This is a genomic window from Pseudonocardia hydrocarbonoxydans (assembly GCF_006539565.1).
Lineage (GTDB): Bacteria > Actinomycetota > Actinomycetes > Mycobacteriales > Pseudonocardiaceae > Pseudonocardia > Pseudonocardia hydrocarbonoxydans.
The window spans coordinates 88250-106045 of record NZ_BJNG01000025.1 but is presented as its reverse complement, the minus strand read 5'-3'; the positions used below and the strand labels follow the sequence as shown (position 1 = coordinate 106045).

The 17796-nt window shown below is 74.1% G+C and carries 15 protein-coding genes; 9 read left to right on the top strand and 6 right to left on the bottom strand.

Annotated elements, in window-relative coordinates:
* Window positions 1-4: 4 nt before the first annotated feature.
* The 5 genes from PHY01_RS15635 to PHY01_RS15615 all read right to left on the bottom strand — a co-directional run bounded on the left by PHY01_RS15635 (window position 5) and on the right by PHY01_RS15615 (window position 7083).
* The gene (locus tag PHY01_RS15635; RefSeq protein WP_281283640.1) at window positions 5-1504 is read right to left on the bottom strand and encodes a pyridoxal phosphate-dependent decarboxylase family protein; all 1500 of its coding nucleotides are present in this window, start codon (window positions 1502-1504) and stop codon (window positions 5-7) included.
* Window positions 1505-1722: 218 nt separating this feature from the next.
* The gene (locus tag PHY01_RS15630; RefSeq protein ID WP_141279395.1) at window positions 1723-3252 is read right to left on the bottom strand and encodes a VWA domain-containing protein; all 1530 of its coding nucleotides are present in this window, start codon (window positions 3250-3252) and stop codon (window positions 1723-1725) included.
* A 3-nt stretch (window positions 3253-3255) separates the two neighbouring features.
* Window positions 3256-4476 (bottom strand): AAA family ATPase, encoded by a 1221-nt coding sequence (locus tag PHY01_RS15625; RefSeq protein ID WP_141279394.1) that lies wholly within the window; start codon window positions 4474-4476, stop codon window positions 3256-3258.
* An 88-nt stretch (window positions 4477-4564) separates the two neighbouring features.
* On the bottom strand, window positions 4565-5857 hold the full coding sequence (mdo, locus tag PHY01_RS15620; protein ID WP_141279393.1) for an NDMA-dependent methanol dehydrogenase: 1293 nt from the start codon (window positions 5855-5857) through the stop codon (window positions 4565-4567).
* A gap of 164 nt (window positions 5858-6021) precedes the next feature.
* Entirely contained in the window at window positions 6022-7083 is a 1062-nt protein-coding gene (locus tag PHY01_RS15615; RefSeq protein WP_141279392.1) for a GNAT family N-acetyltransferase, read from the bottom strand.
* A gap of 126 nt (window positions 7084-7209) precedes the next feature.
* Between PHY01_RS15615 and mftA the strand changes: the two genes are divergently transcribed.
* From mftA to mftE, 6 genes are read left to right on the top strand one after another with little or no spacing between them, the layout of a single operon-like run.
* Window positions 7210-7311, top strand: a complete 102-nt coding sequence (gene mftA / locus PHY01_RS15610; protein WP_141279391.1) for a mycofactocin precursor MftA — start codon at window positions 7210-7212, stop codon at window positions 7309-7311.
* A gap of 4 nt (window positions 7312-7315) precedes the next feature.
* Window positions 7316-7627 (top strand): mycofactocin biosynthesis chaperone MftB, encoded by a 312-nt coding sequence (mftB, locus tag PHY01_RS15605; RefSeq protein WP_141279390.1) that lies wholly within the window; start codon window positions 7316-7318, stop codon window positions 7625-7627.
* Entirely contained in the window at window positions 7624-8835 is a 1212-nt protein-coding gene (mftC, locus tag PHY01_RS15600; protein ID WP_141279389.1) for a mycofactocin radical SAM maturase, read from the top strand. The genes mftB and mftC overlap by 4 nt, the downstream gene beginning before the upstream one ends.
* A 36-nt stretch (window positions 8836-8871) precedes the next feature.
* Window positions 8872-10845 carry a mycofactocin system FadH/OYE family oxidoreductase 1 gene (locus PHY01_RS15595; protein WP_141279388.1) on the top strand — a complete coding sequence of 658 codons (1974 nt, stop codon included), beginning with the start codon at window positions 8872-8874 and terminating at the stop codon, window positions 10843-10845.
* On the top strand, window positions 10839-12749 hold the full coding sequence (locus PHY01_RS15590; RefSeq protein ID WP_218030177.1) for a mycofactocin system FadH/OYE family oxidoreductase 2: 1911 nt from the start codon (window positions 10839-10841) through the stop codon (window positions 12747-12749). Before PHY01_RS15595 ends, PHY01_RS15590 begins: the two co-directional genes overlap by 7 nt.
* Complete coding sequence (mftE, locus tag PHY01_RS15585; protein ID WP_141279387.1) at window positions 12746-13465, top strand: mycofactocin biosynthesis peptidyl-dipeptidase MftE; 720 nt, start codon at window positions 12746-12748, stop codon at window positions 13463-13465. Before PHY01_RS15590 ends, mftE begins: the two co-directional genes overlap by 4 nt.
* A gap of 3 nt (window positions 13466-13468) precedes the next feature.
* On the opposite strand, the gene PHY01_RS15580 is transcribed toward mftE, so the two are convergent.
* Window positions 13469-14548: an alkaline phosphatase family protein gene (locus tag PHY01_RS15580; protein WP_141279486.1), complete on the bottom strand. Its 1080-nt coding sequence runs from the start codon at window positions 14546-14548 to the stop codon at window positions 13469-13471.
* 130 nt (window positions 14549-14678) lie between these two features.
* Here PHY01_RS15580 and PHY01_RS15575 point away from each other — a divergent pair, with 130 nt between their 5' ends.
* From PHY01_RS15575 to PHY01_RS15565, 3 genes are all read left to right on the top strand, one after another.
* Window positions 14679-15578 carry an ester cyclase gene (locus PHY01_RS15575; protein ID WP_141279386.1) on the top strand — a complete coding sequence of 300 codons (900 nt, stop codon included), beginning with the start codon at window positions 14679-14681 and terminating at the stop codon, window positions 15576-15578.
* A 47-nt stretch (window positions 15579-15625) separates the two neighbouring features.
* On the top strand, window positions 15626-17059 hold the full coding sequence (mftF, locus tag PHY01_RS15570; protein ID WP_141279385.1) for a mycofactocin biosynthesis glycosyltransferase MftF: 1434 nt from the start codon (window positions 15626-15628) through the stop codon (window positions 17057-17059).
* Between the two features lie 218 nt (window positions 17060-17277).
* Window positions 17278-17796, top strand: a complete 519-nt coding sequence (locus PHY01_RS15565) for a (2Fe-2S)-binding protein (RefSeq protein ID WP_141279384.1) — start codon at window positions 17278-17280, stop codon at window positions 17794-17796.

Below are 17796 nucleotides of genomic sequence, written 5' to 3'. Positions count from 1 at the left end.
CTTCTCAGCTCGCGAGCACGGCCGGCCGGGCCAGGTGGTCACGGGCGTGGTCGGCGATCAGGTCGAGCACCTCGGCGATGTCCTCGATCGAGGTGCGGGGGTTGAGCACGGTGAACTTGAGCCAGTGCCGGCCGTCGACGGTGGTGCTCGCGACCACCGCCGCCCCGGAGGCGAACAGCGCCTCGCGCACGTGCAGCGTCACGGCGTCGGCCCGCTCGTCGGGCCCGGCCCAGCGGAACACCAGGGTGCTCAGCGTGGGACGCGTCGCCACCTCGAAGCGCGGGTCGGCGGCGAGGAGCTGGTAGGCCTGCGCGGCGAGGTCGACGACGGCGTCGAACAGCTCGCCGACCCCGTCGGCCCCCATGGTCCGCAGCGTCAGCCACAGCTTCAGGGCGTCGAAGCGGCGGGTGGTGGCCAGGCTCTTGTCGACCTGGTTGCGCACCGGGCGCGCGGCGTCGCGGGCGGGGTTGAGGTAGTCGGCGTGGTGGGTGACGTGGCGCAGCTGCGCCCGGTCGCGCACCAGCACGGCACTGGAGCTGACGGGCTGGAAGAACGACTTGTGGAAGTCGACGGTCACGGAGTCGGCCCGCTCGATCCCCGCGAGCATCCCCCGACGCCGGGTCGAGACGAGCAGCCCGCAGCCGTAGGCGGCGTCGACGTGCAGCCAGGCGCCGGTCGCGGCGCACAGGTCGGCGATCTGCGGGAGCGGGTCGATGCTGCCGAAGTCGGTGGTGCCCGCCGTCGCGACGACGGCCATCACCGTCTCCCCGCGCGCCGCGGCGCGCCGCAGCTCGCGGGCCAGCGCGTCGGTGCGCATCCGCTTGTCCGCGTCGCAGGCGACGGGGACGACGGCGCCGGGACCGAGCCCGAGCAGCCGGGCGGCGGTGACCACCGAGAAGTGCCCGACCTCCGAGGCCAGGATCCGCAGCCGCCGGGGCGCGGTGCCCGCCGGGGTCTGCGTGCGGGCCCGCTCGCGGGCGATCAGCAGCGCCTGCAGGTTCGACTGGGTGCCGCCGCTGGTGAACACCCCGTCCGCGTGCTCACCCAGCCCGATCCGCCCGGCCGTCCAGGCGATCAGCCGCTGCTCGATGACGGTGGCGCCCATCGACTGGTCGACGGTGTCGAGCGAGGAGTTCACCGCCGCCAGCACGGTCTCGGCGACCAGCGCCGGGATGACGACGGGGCAGTTGAGGTGCGCGAGGTAGCGCGGGTGGTGGAAGAACACCGCGTCGCGCAGGTAGATCGCGTCGAGCTCGTCGAGGGCGGCGGACGGGGTCAGCGGGCGGTCGAGGTCGATGCCGGCCACCACCGCACCCAGCTCGGCCGCGCTCGCCCCGGTGACCGGGCCGTCGACGGCCCCGATCCGCCGGGCGACCCGGTCGACGCCGTCGGCGACGCCGCTGCGGTAGGCCTCGAGCGAGGTGTCGTCGAGGAGGTGCGAGCGGGGGTCCGGCGTCGAGCGCGTCGGCTGCAGCTGATCCGGCGGATGGGCGAGCGAGGTCAACGCGGGGCCTCCCGTAGGCCGTGCGGACTAATAGGACGCCCTAACTTAACCCAGCCTGTGCTAATTGCAACGGTCGGTGGCCGATCGGGTCCACGTCACGGGATCGGGGTCCCCCGGGCGGGGTCGGGCCGCGCCGTTCCCGGGGGTGGACAGCACGACGACCGCGCGGACCGGAGGTCTGCGCGGTCGTCCTGCGTCGCCGTGGCAGGGGCGCGGGCTCAGCGCCCGACGAGCTCCGCGGCCATCTCGTGGGCGGCGGTCTCCAGCCCCGTCAGGTCGCGGACGACCCGCACCCGGGAGCAGTACTCGGCGTAGTCGGGCAGGTCGCAGCCACCCAGGCCCCAGGAGTAACGGGGCTCCGGGGTGAGCCAGATCGTCTCCCGCGCGCGGCGGGTGATCTCGGCGAACGCCTCCAGGTTGGGGTCGTTGCCGTTGCCCCGCCCGTCGCCCAGGACGATCACCGTGGAGCGGCGGTTGACCGCGGAGGCGTGGTCCTCCTGGAACGTGCCGAACGCCTTGCCGTAGTCGGAGTTGGCGTCCACGTCGAGCACGTCGCCGCCGAAGATCAGCCCCAGCGCCTGCTCGACGGGGTGGTCCTCGAACAGGTCGGTGACCTCGACCATGTCGGAGACGAACGCGTAGGCGCGCACCTGCCCGAAGAGGTTCTGCAGCCCGTGCACCAGGTGCAGGGTGAAGCGGGCGGTGGCCCGCACCGACAGCGACACGTCGGCCAGGATCACCAGCCGCGGCTTGTCCTCCGAGCGGGTCACCGTGACCGGGGAGAACGGGATGCCGTCGAAGCGCATGTTGCGGCGCATCGTGCGGCCCGAGTCGATCCGGCCGCGGCTGGACACCTTGCGCTTGTGCGTGAGCCCGCCGTGCAGGGTGTGCGCGAGGCGGCGGATCGACTCCTCCAGTTCCATCCGCTCGTGCTCGCCGACGCGGTCGACCTCGCGGACCTTCTCCGCCTCCACGCCCTCGACGACCTTGTTCTCCAGGGCCATCAGCGCCTCGAGGTGCTTCTTGAGCGCCTCGGGGAGCCCGGCGAGCACGCCGGTCATCCGCCGCCGCAGGGCCGCCGCGTCGTCCTCGGTGCCCTCCTGCGACTCGTCGTCGGTGGCGTTGAGCCAGCCCAGCAGCATCTCCTGCTGCGCCACCGACAGGTCGGCGTCGACCTTGGTGCCCTGCTGCTGGCTGATCTCGCCCGGCATCCCGGCGTTGTGCAGGCTGTCGGTCTCGATCTGGACCCGCTGCCCCTCGCCGTCGATGCCCTGGCTGTCCTTGGACAGCACGATCTCGTCGGTCATCGCGGCCATGTCGATCTTGTTGGCCTCCTGGTGCAGGTTGTACTGCTGGGCCAGGTCGTCGGGGTCGAAGTAGTCGCGGATGTCGGCGGGCTTGCCGTGCTCGTGGCCCTGTTCCGGGGTGTTGGACGGCTCCTCGGACAGGGTGAACGACTCCAGCTCGCCGGAGTCCGACAGGTCGCCGTGGCCGTGCCCGTGGCCGTGGCCGACGTCCTCCCCGCCCACCTTCACCAGCGCGAAGAACTGGTCGAAGATGTCGTCGAAGATCTCCTCGTCGCGGCGGTCCTTGACCAGGGCCACCCGCAACGCGGCGCGGAGCTGCTCCTTGTCGTGCATCATCCCGGGCTGGGCGGCGCAGGCCATCGCGTCGAGGGCCTCCGGGATGGAGATCCGGACGCCGCGCAGCCGCAGCAGCCGGACGAAGCGGTGCAGCGCGTTCTCCATGCGCTACAGCGCTCGCCTGCGGCCGAGGCCGGCGCCGAAACTGCGGGAACCGCGCTCGGCCGGGACCTTCGGCGGGACGACCGCCTTCGCGCCGCCGTCGCCGCCGAGCGGGTTGCTGCCGTAGGTGTGGCCGAAGCGGCCCGGGGTGTCCTTCGCGGCGCGGATGGCGCGGCCGTCGACCTCGTCCTCGGCGTCGTCGTCGCGCCGGGTGCTGCGCGGCTTCGGCTCCTCGTCGTGGCCGTGCCCGTGTCCGTGCCCGTGACCGTGGCCCTTCTCCGGGACGGTGGCGTTGGGGTCGACCAGCTTCGGCAGCGCGCCGATGGCCTTGCGGACGTCCTTGTCGTACTTGACGACGACCGAGACGGTGTCGGACAGGATCGTCGCGTTGAGCTCCTCGACGCCGAGCACCGCGAGCGTGCGCGCCCAGTCGATGGTCTCCGAGATCGACGGCGACTTGCGCAGCTCCAGCTCGCGCAGCCCGCGCACGATGCCGACGAGCTGCTCGGCCAGCGCGTCCGGCAGGCCGGTCTTCTTGCTCCGGACGATCTCCAGCTCGCGCTCGGCGGTGGGGTAGTCCAGGAACAGGTGCAGGCAGCGGCGCTTGAGCGCGGCCGAGAGGTCGCGGGTGTTGTTGCTGGTCAGGACCACGTACGGGGGCTGCTCGGTGGTGAACGTGCCGACCTCGGGCACCGACACCTGGTACTCGGCCAGGGTCTCCAGCAGCACCGCCTCCAGCGCCTCGTCGGCGCGGTCGACCTCGTCGATCAGCAGCACGACCGGCTCGGGCGAGCGGATGGCCTCCAGCAGCGGGCGGGCCGCGAGGAAGCGCTCGGAGAAGAACACGCTCTCCTGGGCGCCGATCCGGTCGACGGCGTCCTCCAGCGTGGGGGAGTCGGCGACGACCTGGCCGATCTTCTCGCGCAGGATCTGGGTGTAGAGCAGCTGCTTGCCGTAGTCCCACTCGTACAGGGCCTTGGTCTCGTCCTGGCCCTCGTAGCACTGCAGGCGTAGCAGGCGCCGGCCGGTGGCCTTCGCCAGCGCCTTGGCCAGCTCGGTCTTGCCGACGCCGGCCGGGCCCTCGATGAGCAGCGGCTTGTCGAGCCGGTTGACCAGGAAGACGGTGGTGGCCAGGCGGGTGTCGGCGATGTAACCCTGCTCGCCCAGCGCGTCGACGACCTCGTCGACGGAATCGAACTGTCCGCTCCCGGACTCGAACTGCGACATGCTGCTCCGTTTCTCCATGAACCAGTGACTACCTGGCCGAGGGGGCGCCGGCAGCTGCCGGCGCCCCCTCGACTGTAAGCGGGATAACTCAGGTGAGCAGGTCGTCCAGGTCGCCGTTCATGCAGTGGTCGACCACGGGGCGCACCGTCTCGAAGGTGCACTCCTTGGGGTTGCCCGGGGTGCAGGCGTCGCCCAGGACGTGGTTGGTGATGCGGTCGACGTCCGCCGCGTCCCCCTTGATGATCCCCTCGTTCTTGTAGAACTCGGTCGGGCCCTGGCCCAGCCGGTTCTTCGAGTACGAGTCCTGCTTGACGTCGATGAACTTCTCCTGGATGCCCACGTCGCGCAGCAGCCGGATGGACGCGGCGAGCGCGGCCTCGGCGGCCTGGACGTCGGTCATGCCGTGCGTGTCGATGTCCATCGCGCGGGCGATGTCGGCGAAGCGCTTGTAGTGCGTCGGCATGTTGAACGCCCACACCCGCGGCAGCGCGACGGCGTTGTTCAGGCCGTGGTGGGTGTCGTAGAACGCCGACACCGCGTGGCTGATCGAGTGGATGATGCCGAGGCCACCGGAGTTGAACGCCTGCGCCGCGATGTACTGCGCGTTCATCATCCCGAAGCGGCCCTCGTAGCCCTGCGGGTTCCAGACCGCCTCGCGGAGGTTCTGGTTGGTCAGCTTGATCGCGTGCAGGGCGTTGCCCAGCGACGGGTCGAAGTTGATCCGGGAGACGTAGGGCTCGGAGGCGTGCGCGAGCACGTCGAAGCCGCACTGCGCGGTGTAGTCGACGGGGCAGCTGTAGTAGAGCACCGGGTCGTCGATCGCCAGCGTGGTGACCGACGCGTCGTCGAACGCCACGTACTTGTGCGGGTTCTTCGGGTCCGTCGTGGTGTCGGTGATGACGTAGGCCCAGGAGGTCTCCGAGCCGGTGCCGGCCGTGGTGGAGACCGCGATGTGCGGCGGGTTCTTCGGGTTCTCGGACTTGTTGAAGCCCTCGAACTCGTTGACGTTGCGGCCGTCGTGGGCCACCGAGACGCGGGCGCCCTTGCAGGCGTCGTGCGAGGAACCGCCACCGATGGAGACGAAGCTGTCGCAGTTGTTCTGCTGGTACATCCCCACGGCGTCCATGACGTTGTAGTCCTTGGGGTTGGACTCCACCTTGTCGTAGACGACGACCTCGAGGCCGTGGTACTTCATCGACTCGACGATCTTGTGGACGATGTCGGAGCCGCGCAGGCCCGACGTCATCACCAGGGTCTTCTTGAAGCCCAGCTTGAGGGCTTCCGGGCCGATCAGCTCGTGCGCACCCGGACCCATGAGGGCACGGGGGAACGGGTGGAACTCCTTGATCGGGAACTGCGGAAGCATCTCTTCGACCTGCATGGGCAGCCTCTTTCTGTACAGGTGACGGGGGTCTGGGCCCGACGCTAGGACCTGTGTGACCCCCGGCATAGAAAGCCCATGAGGAGGGACGGGGGAGCCCCGTCTGTTCGGGTAGCTACCCCCCGGTTCGACGCGCGGAGCAGGCAATTGCCCATCAATGGCGACTAATCGGGACGGGTCACCTCCCAGAGTCGGTTCACCTCGGCGAAGCCGCGCCTGCGGTACCAGGAACGGGGGTGATCGTCGGCGTCGGCGGTGAGCGTGACCAGGTCGCAGCCCGCCCCGGCGGCGATCGCGCGGGCGTCGGCGAGCAGGGTGTCGCCGTGGCCGCGCCCGCGGTGCGCGGGCCCGACCTCGACGGCGTCGAGCTCGGCGGTGGCCCCGTCGATGCGCAGCACGGCCGAGGCCACCACCTCCCCGTCCACGCGCACCGCCAGCGCGCGCAGGTCCAGCACCCGTCCCTCCAGCAGCAGGCGGTCGGTGAGCTGGGCGAGCACGGCCTCGTCGACGCCGTCGCGGCGCCACTGCGCGTCCCACACCGGGCGCAGGGTCTCGACGTCGACGACCTCGGTGCGGCCGCGGGTGCCCCCGGCCGGCCCGGCCATCCCGACGAGCGGGTGCACCTGCCACCCCGCCCGTGCGAGCGCCGCCGCGGTGGAGGCGTGCCGGTCGCCGGTCAGCGTCGCGCGGGTGAGGCCGGTGCGCCCGGCGTCGGCGGCCACGGTGGCCGCGTCGGCCGGCCCGTCGACCAGGAGCCGGTTGTGCCGGTGCGACGCGGGCACCGGGTCGGTGCGCACGGCCACCCCGCCGGTCACCGGGGTCTCGTGGGTGGCCGTCCGGCGCAGGAAGGACGGCTCGAGGACGGCCTGGCGTCCCGCCGCGTCGACGGGCGGGAGCACCGGCGCGGCGAAGCCGTCCGCGCCGCGGTAGGGCACGACGGCCAGCACCGCGCAGGCGGGGACGGCGCCGTAGGCGTGCGGGAAGCGCATCGACGCCGGATCGGTGGGCAGGCCGGGCTCGTAGCGGACCTCGACCCCGATCCGGGACGGGTCCAGCACCAGCAGGTTCAGGTCGGTGCGGCCGGCGAACAGCCGGTTCGCGGGCAGGGCGACCTGCCCGGGCGTCGAGAGGTGGACGAACTCCGCCACGGACGGCGCGATCGCCCCCGCGGCGAGGTGGGAGCGCCACTCGGCGGTGGTCGCGAGGTGCAGCAGGACGTCGGTCACCCCCGCATCCTGCGCCCCTCCGATCGGAGGGGGAGCGGTGACCGTTGGTCGGGCGGGTCTTGTCTCTGGCACCCGGTGCCAATTAGCGTCCGGGCCGTCCTCATCACTCGACGACAGGAGCCGCCCATGGCCCCCGCACCCGACGCCCAGTCCGCCCCCGAGGAGCCCGTGGTTGAGGAGACCCTCGTCGAAGAGGTCTCGATCGACGGCATGTGCGGTGTCTACTAGAGCCGTGGCGGCTGATGTCGACGCCGGACCCGCGGACTCCGCGGGTCCGGCGTTCGACCCCCTGCTGCCCTACCGCTGCAGCCCGAGCGTCGCGCTGCGCCCCGAGCCGTTCGGCGCGCTCGTCTACCACTTCGGTACCCGCAAGCTCTCGTTCCTGAAGACGCCCCAGCTCGTGGTGGTCGTCCGGGACCTCGACCAGTACCCCGACGTGCACGCCTCGATCGAGGCGGCCGGCGTGAGCGAGTCGCAGCGTCCCGCCTACCTGAGCGCCCTGGCCGGTCTGGCCGCCAACGGAACCATCGAGGAGCGTTCGTGAAACTTGTCGATCACTTCCAGTACGGGCTGAACTCCCCGATCTGTCTGACCTGGGAGCTCACCTACGCGTGCAACCTGGCGTGCGTGCACTGCCTGTCGTCGTCGGGCCGCCGCGACCCCCGCGAGCTCACCACGGCCGAGGCCAAGGGAGTGATCGACGAGCTGCAGCGGATGCAGGTCTTCTACATCAACATCGGGGGCGGCGAGCCCACGGTGCGCCCCGACTTCTGGGAGCTGCTCGACTACTCGATCGACCACAACGTCGGCGTCAAGTTCTCCACGAACGGCATCAAGCTCGACAAGAAGCGCTCGGCGCAGCTGGCCCGCACCGACTACGTCGACGTCCAGATCTCGCTCGACGGCGCCACCGCCGACGTCAACGACCACGTGCGCGGCCCCGGCTCCTACGACACCGCGATCCGCGCGCTGGAGAACCTGGCCGAGGCCGGGTTCGGGCAGCCGAAGATCTCGGTGGTCATGACCCGCCAGAACGTCGACCAGCTCGACGAGTTCAAGTCGATCGCCGACAAGTACAACGCCCAGCTGCGGATCACGCGGCTGCGCCCGTCCGGCCGCGGCGCCGACGTGTGGGACGAGCTGCACCCGCTCCCGTCGCAGCAGCGGCAGATGTACGACTGGCTGGTGGCCAAGGGCGACTCCGTGCTGACGGGCGACTCGTTCTTCCACCTCTCCGCGTTCGGCGAGGCCCTGCCCGGGCTCAACCTGTGCGGCGCGGGGCGCGTGGTCTGCCTGATCGACCCGGTCGGCGACGTCTACGCCTGCCCGTTCGCCATCCACGACAACTTCCTCGCCGGCAACCTGCGCTCGCCCGGCGGCTTCCAGGAGATCTGGGAGAACTCGGAGCTGTTCACCGAGCTGCGCCAGCCGCAGACCGGTGGCGCCTGCGCGTCCTGCATGCACTACGACTCGTGCCAGGGCGGGTGCATGGCCGCCAAGTTCTTCACCGGCCTCCCGCTCGACGGGCCCGACCCGGAGTGCGTGCGCGGGTTCGGCGAGCAGGCGCTGGCGGCGCGCGACGGCGTGGAGATCCCGAAGTCCGACGTCGACCACTCGCGGTCGGCGCCGCGCAACTCCCGGACGCCGAAGGGGCCCGTCATGCTCACGCTGGGCACCCGCCCGGACAAGTCCTGCGACCCGAGCCCGCTGGCGAACCCCGCCGCGCTGGGCCCGGCGTCCGCCCGGGCCTGACTCCTCCGTGACTTGCCGGAAGGCCACCTTCACGCAATGACAGTGCGTGAAGGTGGCCTTCCTGCAGTTCGGGGGCTGGCGGACCCGGTCGCGCTGCGCGGGCGGGTGGCGCCGTCGCGGGTGCTGTTCGGGCCGCACGTCACCAACCTCGGGGTCCGGCGCGCGCTGTCCCCGCGGCACGTCGCCTACTACGCGCGCCGCGCCGCCGGGGGCGCGGGCGTCATCGTCACCGAGACGGCGTCGGTGCACGGCTCGGACCGGCCCTACGAGCGCGCCCCGCTCGCCGCCGACTGCGCGCCCGGCTGGCGCGCGGTCGTCGACGCCTGCCGGCCGGCTCTCGTGCTCGCCGGGCTGGGGCACGCCGGGGCCCAGGGCAGCTCGGCGTACGACCAGCAGGCGCTGTGGGCGCCGTCGCGGGTCGCCGACGTGGCCTCGCGCGAGGTGCCGATGGAGATGGAGCAGCCCGAGATCGACGCGCTGGTGGCCGGGTTCGCCACCGCCGCAGGACTCGCCGTGGCGGCCGGGTGCGACGGCGTCGAGATCGACGCGGGGCAGCACTCCCTGCTGCGGCAGTTCCTGTCCGGGCTCACCAACCACCGCACGGACGCCTACGCGGATCGCGACCGCCTGCTGCGCGAGGTGCTCGCCGCCGTCCGGTCGTCGATCGGCGACCGGCACGTACTCGGTCTGCGGCTGTGCTGCGACGAGCTCGCGCCGTGGGCCGGCATCACCCCCGACTCGGCGGCCGCGACGCTCACCTCGGCCTGCCACGACGCCGACTACGTGGTGCCGGTGCGCGGCAGCGGCCTGTCCGTCTGGGCCACCCGCCCCGACCTGCACACCCCGCCGGGCTTCAACACTGTGCTCTGCGCACGCATACGCAACACCGCGGCCGGTGCGCATGGGTGCGCAGAGCAAAGGGTGGTCCTGCAGGGGTCCGTCGTCGACCCGGTCGCGGCGCAGGCGGCCTTGGACGACAGGGTGTGCGACCTGGTCGAGATGACCCGCGCGCAGATCACCGAGCCCGACCTGGTCGCGCACGTCCGCGCGGGCACCCCGGAGCGGATCCGGCCCTGCACCCTGTCCAACCAGCACTCCACCGTCCTCGACGTGCGCAACCCGGTCGTCTCCGACGAGGCCGAACCGGACGCCGGGCACGAGACCGACCCCGTCCCGGCGCCGGACGGCCCGGCCCGTGACGTGCTGGTCGTCGGCGGGGGGCCGGCGGGGCTGGAGGCCGCGCGCGTGCTCGGCGCGGCGGGGCACCGCGTGCGGCTGGTCGAGGCGGCCCCGGTCGTCGGCGGGGCGCTGCTGCTCGCGGCGGCCGTGACCGGCCGGGAGCGGATGGGCCTGCTGGTGCCGTGGTGGACCGCCGAGCTGGCGCGGCTGGGGGTGCGGGTGGAGACCGGGGTGCGGGTGTCGGTCGACGATCTCGACACCGCCACCGGGGACGGGACCGCCGTCCTGCTGGCCACCGGCTCGCGCCCGGGCCCCTTGGCCTGGACCGGTGACGCCCCGGCCCTGGCGGCCGCGGAGTTCGAGGCTGCGGTCCTGGCCGGGTCGGTCGACGCCGCGCTGCCGCCCGGGCCCGTCGTCGTCCACGACCCGCTCGGCGACTGGACCGGCGTCGGGATCGCCGAGCAGCTCGCCGCGGCGGGACGGGCGACCGTCCTCGTCACGCCCGACCCGGTCGCGGGCACGCAGCTCGCGCGCACCGGCGACCTCGCCCCGGCCAACGCCCGGCTCGACCGCGCCGGGGTCGTGCGCGCCCTGCACTCCCGGCTGCGCCACGCCGGAGCCGGCCGGGCCCGGCTGGAGCACGTCTGGACCGGGCAGAGCCGCGTCGTGGAGTGCGCGGCGGTGGTCGACTGCGGCCACCGCCTGCCCGCCGACGAGCTCTGGCGCGCTCGCCCCCACCTGCCCCGCGCGGGCGACTGCGTCGCCCCGCGCACGGTGTACGAGGCCGTCCTGGAGGGCCGCCGGGCCGCAGTGGAGGCCGTGCTGTGCTGAACGACCCGATCCGGCTCGGCTCGCTGACCCTGCGCAACCGGGTGGTCTTCCCCGCCCACCTGACCAACTTCGCCGAGGACGGTCTCCCCACGGCGCAGCACGCCGCCTACTACGCCGCCCGGGCCGCGGGCGGGGCCGGGCTGGTGATCACCGAGGAGCACGGCGTCGACCCGCACGACCGGCCCTACGAGAAGCTGATCCACGCCTCCGACGCCGCGCTGCCCGGCTACCGCGCGATCACCGCGGCCGTGCACGCCCACGGGGCCGCGGTGCTCGCGCAGCTCACGCACAACGGCGGGCAGTCGAGCGGGATGTACAGCAGGCGGCCGGTGCACGCGCCGTCGCCGGTGCCGGACCCGCTGTTCCGCGAGGTCCCCGTCGAGCTCGACGCCGTGGGCATCGCCCGGATCGTCGACGGCTACGCGGCGACCGCGGCCCGGTGCGTCGCGGGCGGGTTCGACGGCGTGGAGCTGCAGGGCGCGCACTCGTCGCTGATCCGGCAGTTCCTCTCGCCCGCGACGAACCGGCGTGCCGACGCCCACGGCCGCGACCGCGACCGCTTCCTGCTCGACGTGGTCGCCGCCGTGCGCGCCGCGATCGGCCCGGACCGGGTGCTGGGCGTGCGCTTGTGCGGCGACGAGGGCATCGAGCACGGCATCGGGATCGACGACGCCGTGGCCACCGCGCGGCGGCTGCGCGACACCGGGACCGTCGACTACCTCAACACCGCGATCGGCGTCGCCACCTCGACGCTCTACCTCGTCGAGGCCTCGCTGCGCTTCCCGCCCGGCTACGCCCTGTCCGTCCCCGCGGCGATCCGCGCGGCCGTCGACCTGCCGGTGGTGGGGGTCGGTCGCTTCACCACCCCCGCCGACGCCGAGCGGGCGCTGACGCAGGGCCACTGCGACCTGGTCGGCGTCGTGCGCGGGCAGATCGCCGAGCCCGCGTTCGCGTCGGCCCCCGTGCGGGCGTGCGTGGGGTGCAACCAGGAGTGCGTCGGGCGGGTGGGGCGCAACCGGTGGCTGGGGTGCGCGGTCAACCCACGGGCCGGGCGGGAGTCGGTGGCGCTGCCCGCGCCGGGGGTGGGCAGGCGGGTGCTGGTCGTCGGGGCGGGGCCGGGCGGGTTGCGCGCGGCGGCCACCGCGGCGGCGCGCGGGCACCGGGTGGAGCTGTACGAGCGCGACGACACCACCGGCGGCGCGGTGCGCCTCGCGGCCGCCGCGCCCGGGCGGGCCGAGTTCGGCCGCGTGGTGCACGACCTGCTCGCCGAGTGCCGCGCCGCGGGCGTCGAGATCCGCACCGGTGTCGACGTCGACGCGGCACTGGTGGAGCGGGTGGCGCCCGACGTCGTGGTGCTGGCCACCGGCGCGCGGGCGCGGCGGCCGGGCTGGGCGGTCGACGGGGTGGTGGACGTGCGCGACGTGCTGTCCGGGAGGCTGGACGCCGTGACGTCACCGGGGGATCGCGTGCTCGTGTACGACGAGCTGGGCTTCCACCAGGCGCCCGCGGCCGCGGAGTGGCTCGCGGCGCGGGGGTGCACCGTGGAGATCATGACGCCGGGGATGGTCGTGGCGCAGGACCTCGGCACCACGCTGGACATGGAGCTGTTCCACCGCCGCGCCCACGCCGCCGGCATCACGCTCACCACCGACCGGATGGTCACCGGGGCCGTCGGCGGGGCCTCCGCCGGGCCGGAGGTGACGGTGCTGCACCACACGGTCGGCACGGTCGAGCGGCGGCGCTACGACCTCGTCGTCACCGTGGTGCCCCCCACCCCCGACGACGCGCTGTGGGCCGCGCTGCGCGGCGGACCGCGCCCGGTCCACCGGGTCGGGGACTGCCTGGCCCCGCGCCGCGTGCACGCCGCCGTGGCCGAGGGCGACCGCGTGGCGGTGGGTCTGTGACCGGCCGGGTCACCCGGCTGGGGGAGCGCGCCTGGACCGACCTCGGCGGCCGGCACACCGTCCTGCTCCCCGTGGGCTCGCTCGAGCAGCACGGCCCGCACCTGCCGCTCGACACCGACACGCGCATCGCCGCCGCCGTCGCCCGCCGGGCCGCCGAGGACGACCCGGCGCTGCTGGTCGCGCCACCGCTGGCCTACGGGGCGTCCGGCGAGCACGAGGGCTTCGCGGGCACGCTGTCCATCGGGCACGACGCCCTGCGCACGGTGCTGGTGGAGCTGGGGCGCAGTGCGGCGCGCTGGGCGTCGCGGCTGGTGTTCGTCAACGGCCACGGCGGCAACCTCCCGACGGTGCCCGACGCCGTCGCGCAGCTGCGCCACGAGGGCCGCGAGGTCGCGTGGTTCGGCTGCGCGGTGCCCCAGTCCGGGACGCACGGCGGGGACGCCCACGCCGGGCGCACCGAGACCGCGATCCTGCTGGCGCTGGACCCGTCGGTCGTGCGGATCGAGGCGATGGAGCCGGGCAACACCGCCCCGCTGGCCGAGCTGCTGCCGACCCTGGTCCGCGGCGGCGTGGCCGCCGCCAGCGCCAACGGCGTGCTGGGCGACCCGCGCGGCGCCACGGCGCGCGAGGGCGAGGAGCTGCTGGAGGGGATGGTCGGTCAGCTGCGCGAGCGGCTGGGCCGCTGGCTCCCCGACGACCGCGGCCGCCTGGGGTGACCGTCAGCCGCCCCGGGCCAGCAGCAGCGGCACGAGCTGCTCGGCCGAGGACAGCGACCCGTGCTGGCCGGGCATCCGGGAGATGAGCGGCTCGGCCTCGGACCGGATCACCGCGGCGGTGCCGCGGGTTGCGACGACGACGTCGCCGACGCGGTCGAGCATCGCGGGGGCGACCGGGCCGAACCAGCCCTGGGCGACGGCCTCGGGTCCGGGCACGACCCAGGCGTCGTCGCCGAGCACCTCCCGCCACGCGGCCAGCACGTCGTCCGCGGCGCCCGGGCGGGCGTAGACGTGCCGGGCGCGCGCGTCGCCGCCCAGCAGCGCGACGCCGTGGCGCAGGGCGTCGTCGGTGTCGGCGTCGAAGAGGCGGTCGACCGACACCATGCCGTGGTCGCCGGTCACCGCCAGCACCGCGTCGGGCGGCAGGTTCTCCACGATCCGCTGCACCAGCCGGTCGACCTGGGCCAGCTGCAGGCGCCAGGCCAGGCTGCCGGGTCCGTGCAGGTGGCCCATCGCGTCGAGGTCGGCGTGGTAGGCGTAGCAGAGCCGCCGATCCGGCCCGGCCAGCGCGGCGACGGTCTCCGCGGCGAGGTCGCCCATGGCGTGCACGGCGCGGAACCGCCCGCCGCGCAGCGCCGCGCGGGTCAGCCCCGAGCCGCGGAACGCCCGGTTCGACACCACGCTGACCCCCACGCCGTCCGCCGCCGCCCGCTCCAACGCGGTGGGTGCGGGCTGCACCTGCTCGGGGGGCCGGGACTCCCGCAGGTCGACCGCCTCACCGGCGCCGTGCGAGGTCCACTTCAACGAGTCGAGCAGCACGTCGTCGACGCGGAAGGCGATCCCCAGCAGCCCGTGCGCGCCCGGCGGCAACCCGGTCCCCAGCGACGCCAGGCTGATCGACGTGCTCGACGGGAAGCCGACCGTCACCGGACCGGCGTCGGGCAGTGCCGCGAGGAACGGGGCGTCGGCGGCGTGGGCGTCGAGCAGTTCGCGCCCCAGCCCGTCGACCAGCAGCAGGGCGGCCGCCCGCACCGGCTCCACGACCAGCTCCGACTCCGGCTCGGGCATACCGAGGGCGCGCATCAGGGCGGGCAGGACCTCGGCGAGCGAGCGCCGGCCGTACCGGGGGACCTCGGGCACCCGGGCAGCCTACGTATCAACGGGCCCGCCGCTGCCTCGGTACCACAGGACACCGAGCCGAGGAGGTCGACCGATGAACGTCCGCACCGCAACCGGACCGCTCACCACCGCACACGAGTACCTGGCCGCCTGGAACGCCCACGACGGCGCCGCGGTGGCCCGGCTCTTCGCCCCCGGCGGCACCTACGTCGACCCGTCGCTGCCCGGCCCGATCCCGGGGGAGGCCGTCGGCGGCTACGTCGACATGCTGGTGGCGGCGTTCCCCGACCTCTCCTTCGCCGACGACGGCACGTCCGTCGACGGGGCGCGGGTCACCGCCCAGTGGCGGATGCGCGGCACGAACACCGGGCCGCTCCCCGGCGAGCCGGGGCCCACGAACGGCACCGTCGACCTGCCCGGGGTCGACGTGATCACCGTCGGCGCCGCCGGGATCGAGAGCGTCGTCGGCTACTTCGACCAGAAGACGATGGTCGAGCAGCTGGGGATGCAGGCGCTGGTCATCCCCTCCGACGAGGGGCCGATGCACTTCGGGTTCTCGCTGCGCACCGACCTCGGCCGCACGGCGGTACCCGGCGCCCTGTCGATGACCTGGGCGGACGTCGCGGACGAGGCCGAGGAGGCCGAGCTGGCGCGGCGCAGCGAGGAGGTGATCGGGGCGTTCATGGAGGACCCGGGCTTCCTCGGGATCGTGGCGTCGGTGTCCGGGCGGCGCGGGCACACCCTCAGCGCGTGGACGACGCCCGAGGCGGCCGTCGCGGCCGTGGCGCGCAACCGCGCCCACACCGAGGGGATGGCCGAGATGATGCGGGCGGGCGGGCTGGCCCGCAACGGCCTGACCGCCATCTGGGTGCCGTGGCGCAACAACGGCCAGATGCCGCGGTGCACCTGCGGGGAGCGGGTGCGGATCACCGTGGGCGAGGAGTCGGCGGTGTGCGGCTGCGGGGCGAGCGTGACCGTCACCTCCTATCTCTGAGGGCCGAGCGCGCAGACCGGGTGGGCGTCGCGACCTACGCTGCCCGGATGCGCACCCCGGGGCCGCCCGACACCACGCTGCCCGACGGCCTGCGGGTGGAGCTCGACCGCCGGGCCCGCCGCGTCGACGACGGCGCGGTGCTGCTGGGCGGCGCGCCGCCGCGGATGCTGAGGCTGGCGCCCGCCGGGCGGACGCTGCTGGCCGGTGGGGGGTTCACCGTCGACGGGCCGACGTCGCGTGCGCTCGCCCGCCGGCTGCTCGACGTCGGCATCGCCCACCCCGTCGACGGGCCGCCGGGGCCGGGGCCCGACGCCGTCACCGTGGTAGTGCCGGTGCAGGACCGCGTCGACGGGCTGCGGCGGCTGGTGGCCGCGATCGGCGGGGTCGGTGCGCTCGTCGTCGTCGACGACGGGTCGGCCGACCCGCGCGCCATCCGGGCCGCCGCCGGTCCGCGGGCCACGGTGCTGCGCCACGAGGTGGGCCGCGGGGCGTCCGCGGCCCGCAACACCGGGCTGCGCGCCGCGTCGACGCCGCTGGTGGCGTTCCTCGACTCCGACGTCGTGCCCGAGCCCGGCTGGCTCGCCCCGCTGCTCGCCGCGTTCGCCGACCCGGCCGTCGGGCTGGCCGCGCCGCGGATCGTGGCGCTGGCCCCGGTCGTCGGACGGCTGGGCCGCTACGAGGCCGTGCGCTCCTCGCTCGACCTGGGACCGGACCCGGCGCTGATCGTCCCGCGCTCCCGCGTCGCCTACGTCCCGAGCGCGGCGATGGTGGTGCGCCGCGACGCCGCGGGCGCCGGGTTCGACGAGGACATGCACGTGGCCGAGGACGTCGACCTGGTCCTGCGCCTGCACGCCGACGGCTGGCGGATGCGCTACGCCCCCGGGTCGCGCGTCGCCCACGACCACCGCACCACGCTCGGGAAGTGGTGGTGGCGCAAGGCCCAGTACGGCACCGGCGCGGCGCCGCTCGCACTGCGCCACCGCGGGTCCGTGCCCCCGATGGTGCTGAGCCCGACCTCGGCCGCCGTGGCCGGGCTGGCGCTGGTCGCCCGGCCGTGGGCGGTGGCCGCGGCGGGGGTGGTGGGGGCCGTGGCCGTCGAACGGCTGTCGCGGCGGCTCGACGTCGCGCACCCGCGGGCCACCGCGGCCCGGCTCGTCGGGCTCGGCGCGCTGGGGGCGCTGTCGCAGACCGCCGACGCCGTGACGCGCCACTACTGGCCGCTGTCGGTGGCCGCGTGCGCCGTCTCGCGCGGGGCCCGCAGGCGGGTGCTCGCCGTCGCGCTGGGCGAGGGACTGCTCGACTGGTGGCGCCACCGCGACCGCGACGACCGGGCCCGCCCCGGCCCCGTCGAGCACCTGGTGGCCCACCGCCTCGACGACCTGGCCTACGGCGCCGGGCTCTGGTGGGGCGCGGCGGCGCACCGCACCACCGCACCGTTGAGGCCGACCGGACCAGCCGTCAGGGTTGGTCCAAATGGATGATAAAATCGGTGTTCGCCCTCCGCTCTTGCGGATTATTCGGGCGATCTGATCCGCGTCAGCGGTTTGTTGCCCGCAGACGTCCGACCAGCCATGATCTGCTCCCCTGCGGCCAGGCTGGGCTTCCTTGCGGGGCCCGATGATCAGCGGTGAGATGTGGGCGCCACCACAAGGGAGTGATGGCGGAACTGTCACCGACGTCGTTGCCTAGGAGAAGACATATGGCACAGGTCCGGGTCACCGTCGACGGCGTGAACTACGCCGACGACGTCGAGCCCCGTACGTTGTTGGTCCACTACCTGAGGGAACGCCTCGGCAAGACCGGCACCCTCGTCGGGTGCGACACCAGCAACTGCGGTGCATGCACCGTGCACCTCAACGGGCAGAGCGTGAAGTCCTGCTCCGTCCTCGCGGTCCAGGCGGACGGCGCCGAGGTCACCACGATCGAGGGCATCGCCTGCGACGGCAAGCTGCACCCCGTGCAGGAGGCCTTCAACGAGAAGCACGCCCTGCAGTGCGGCTACTGCACGCCGGGGATGATCATGCAGGCGATCGACCTGCTGGGCGACAACCCCGACCCCGACGAGCAGGAGGTCCGTGAGGGCATCGAGGGCAACCTCTGCCGGTGCACGGGCTACCAGAACATCGTCCGGGCGGTGCAGTCGGCGGCACAGAAGATGAAGCCCGGCTCGCCCGCCCAGACCGACACCCCGGTCTCCGTGGCCGGAGGGGGTAACTGA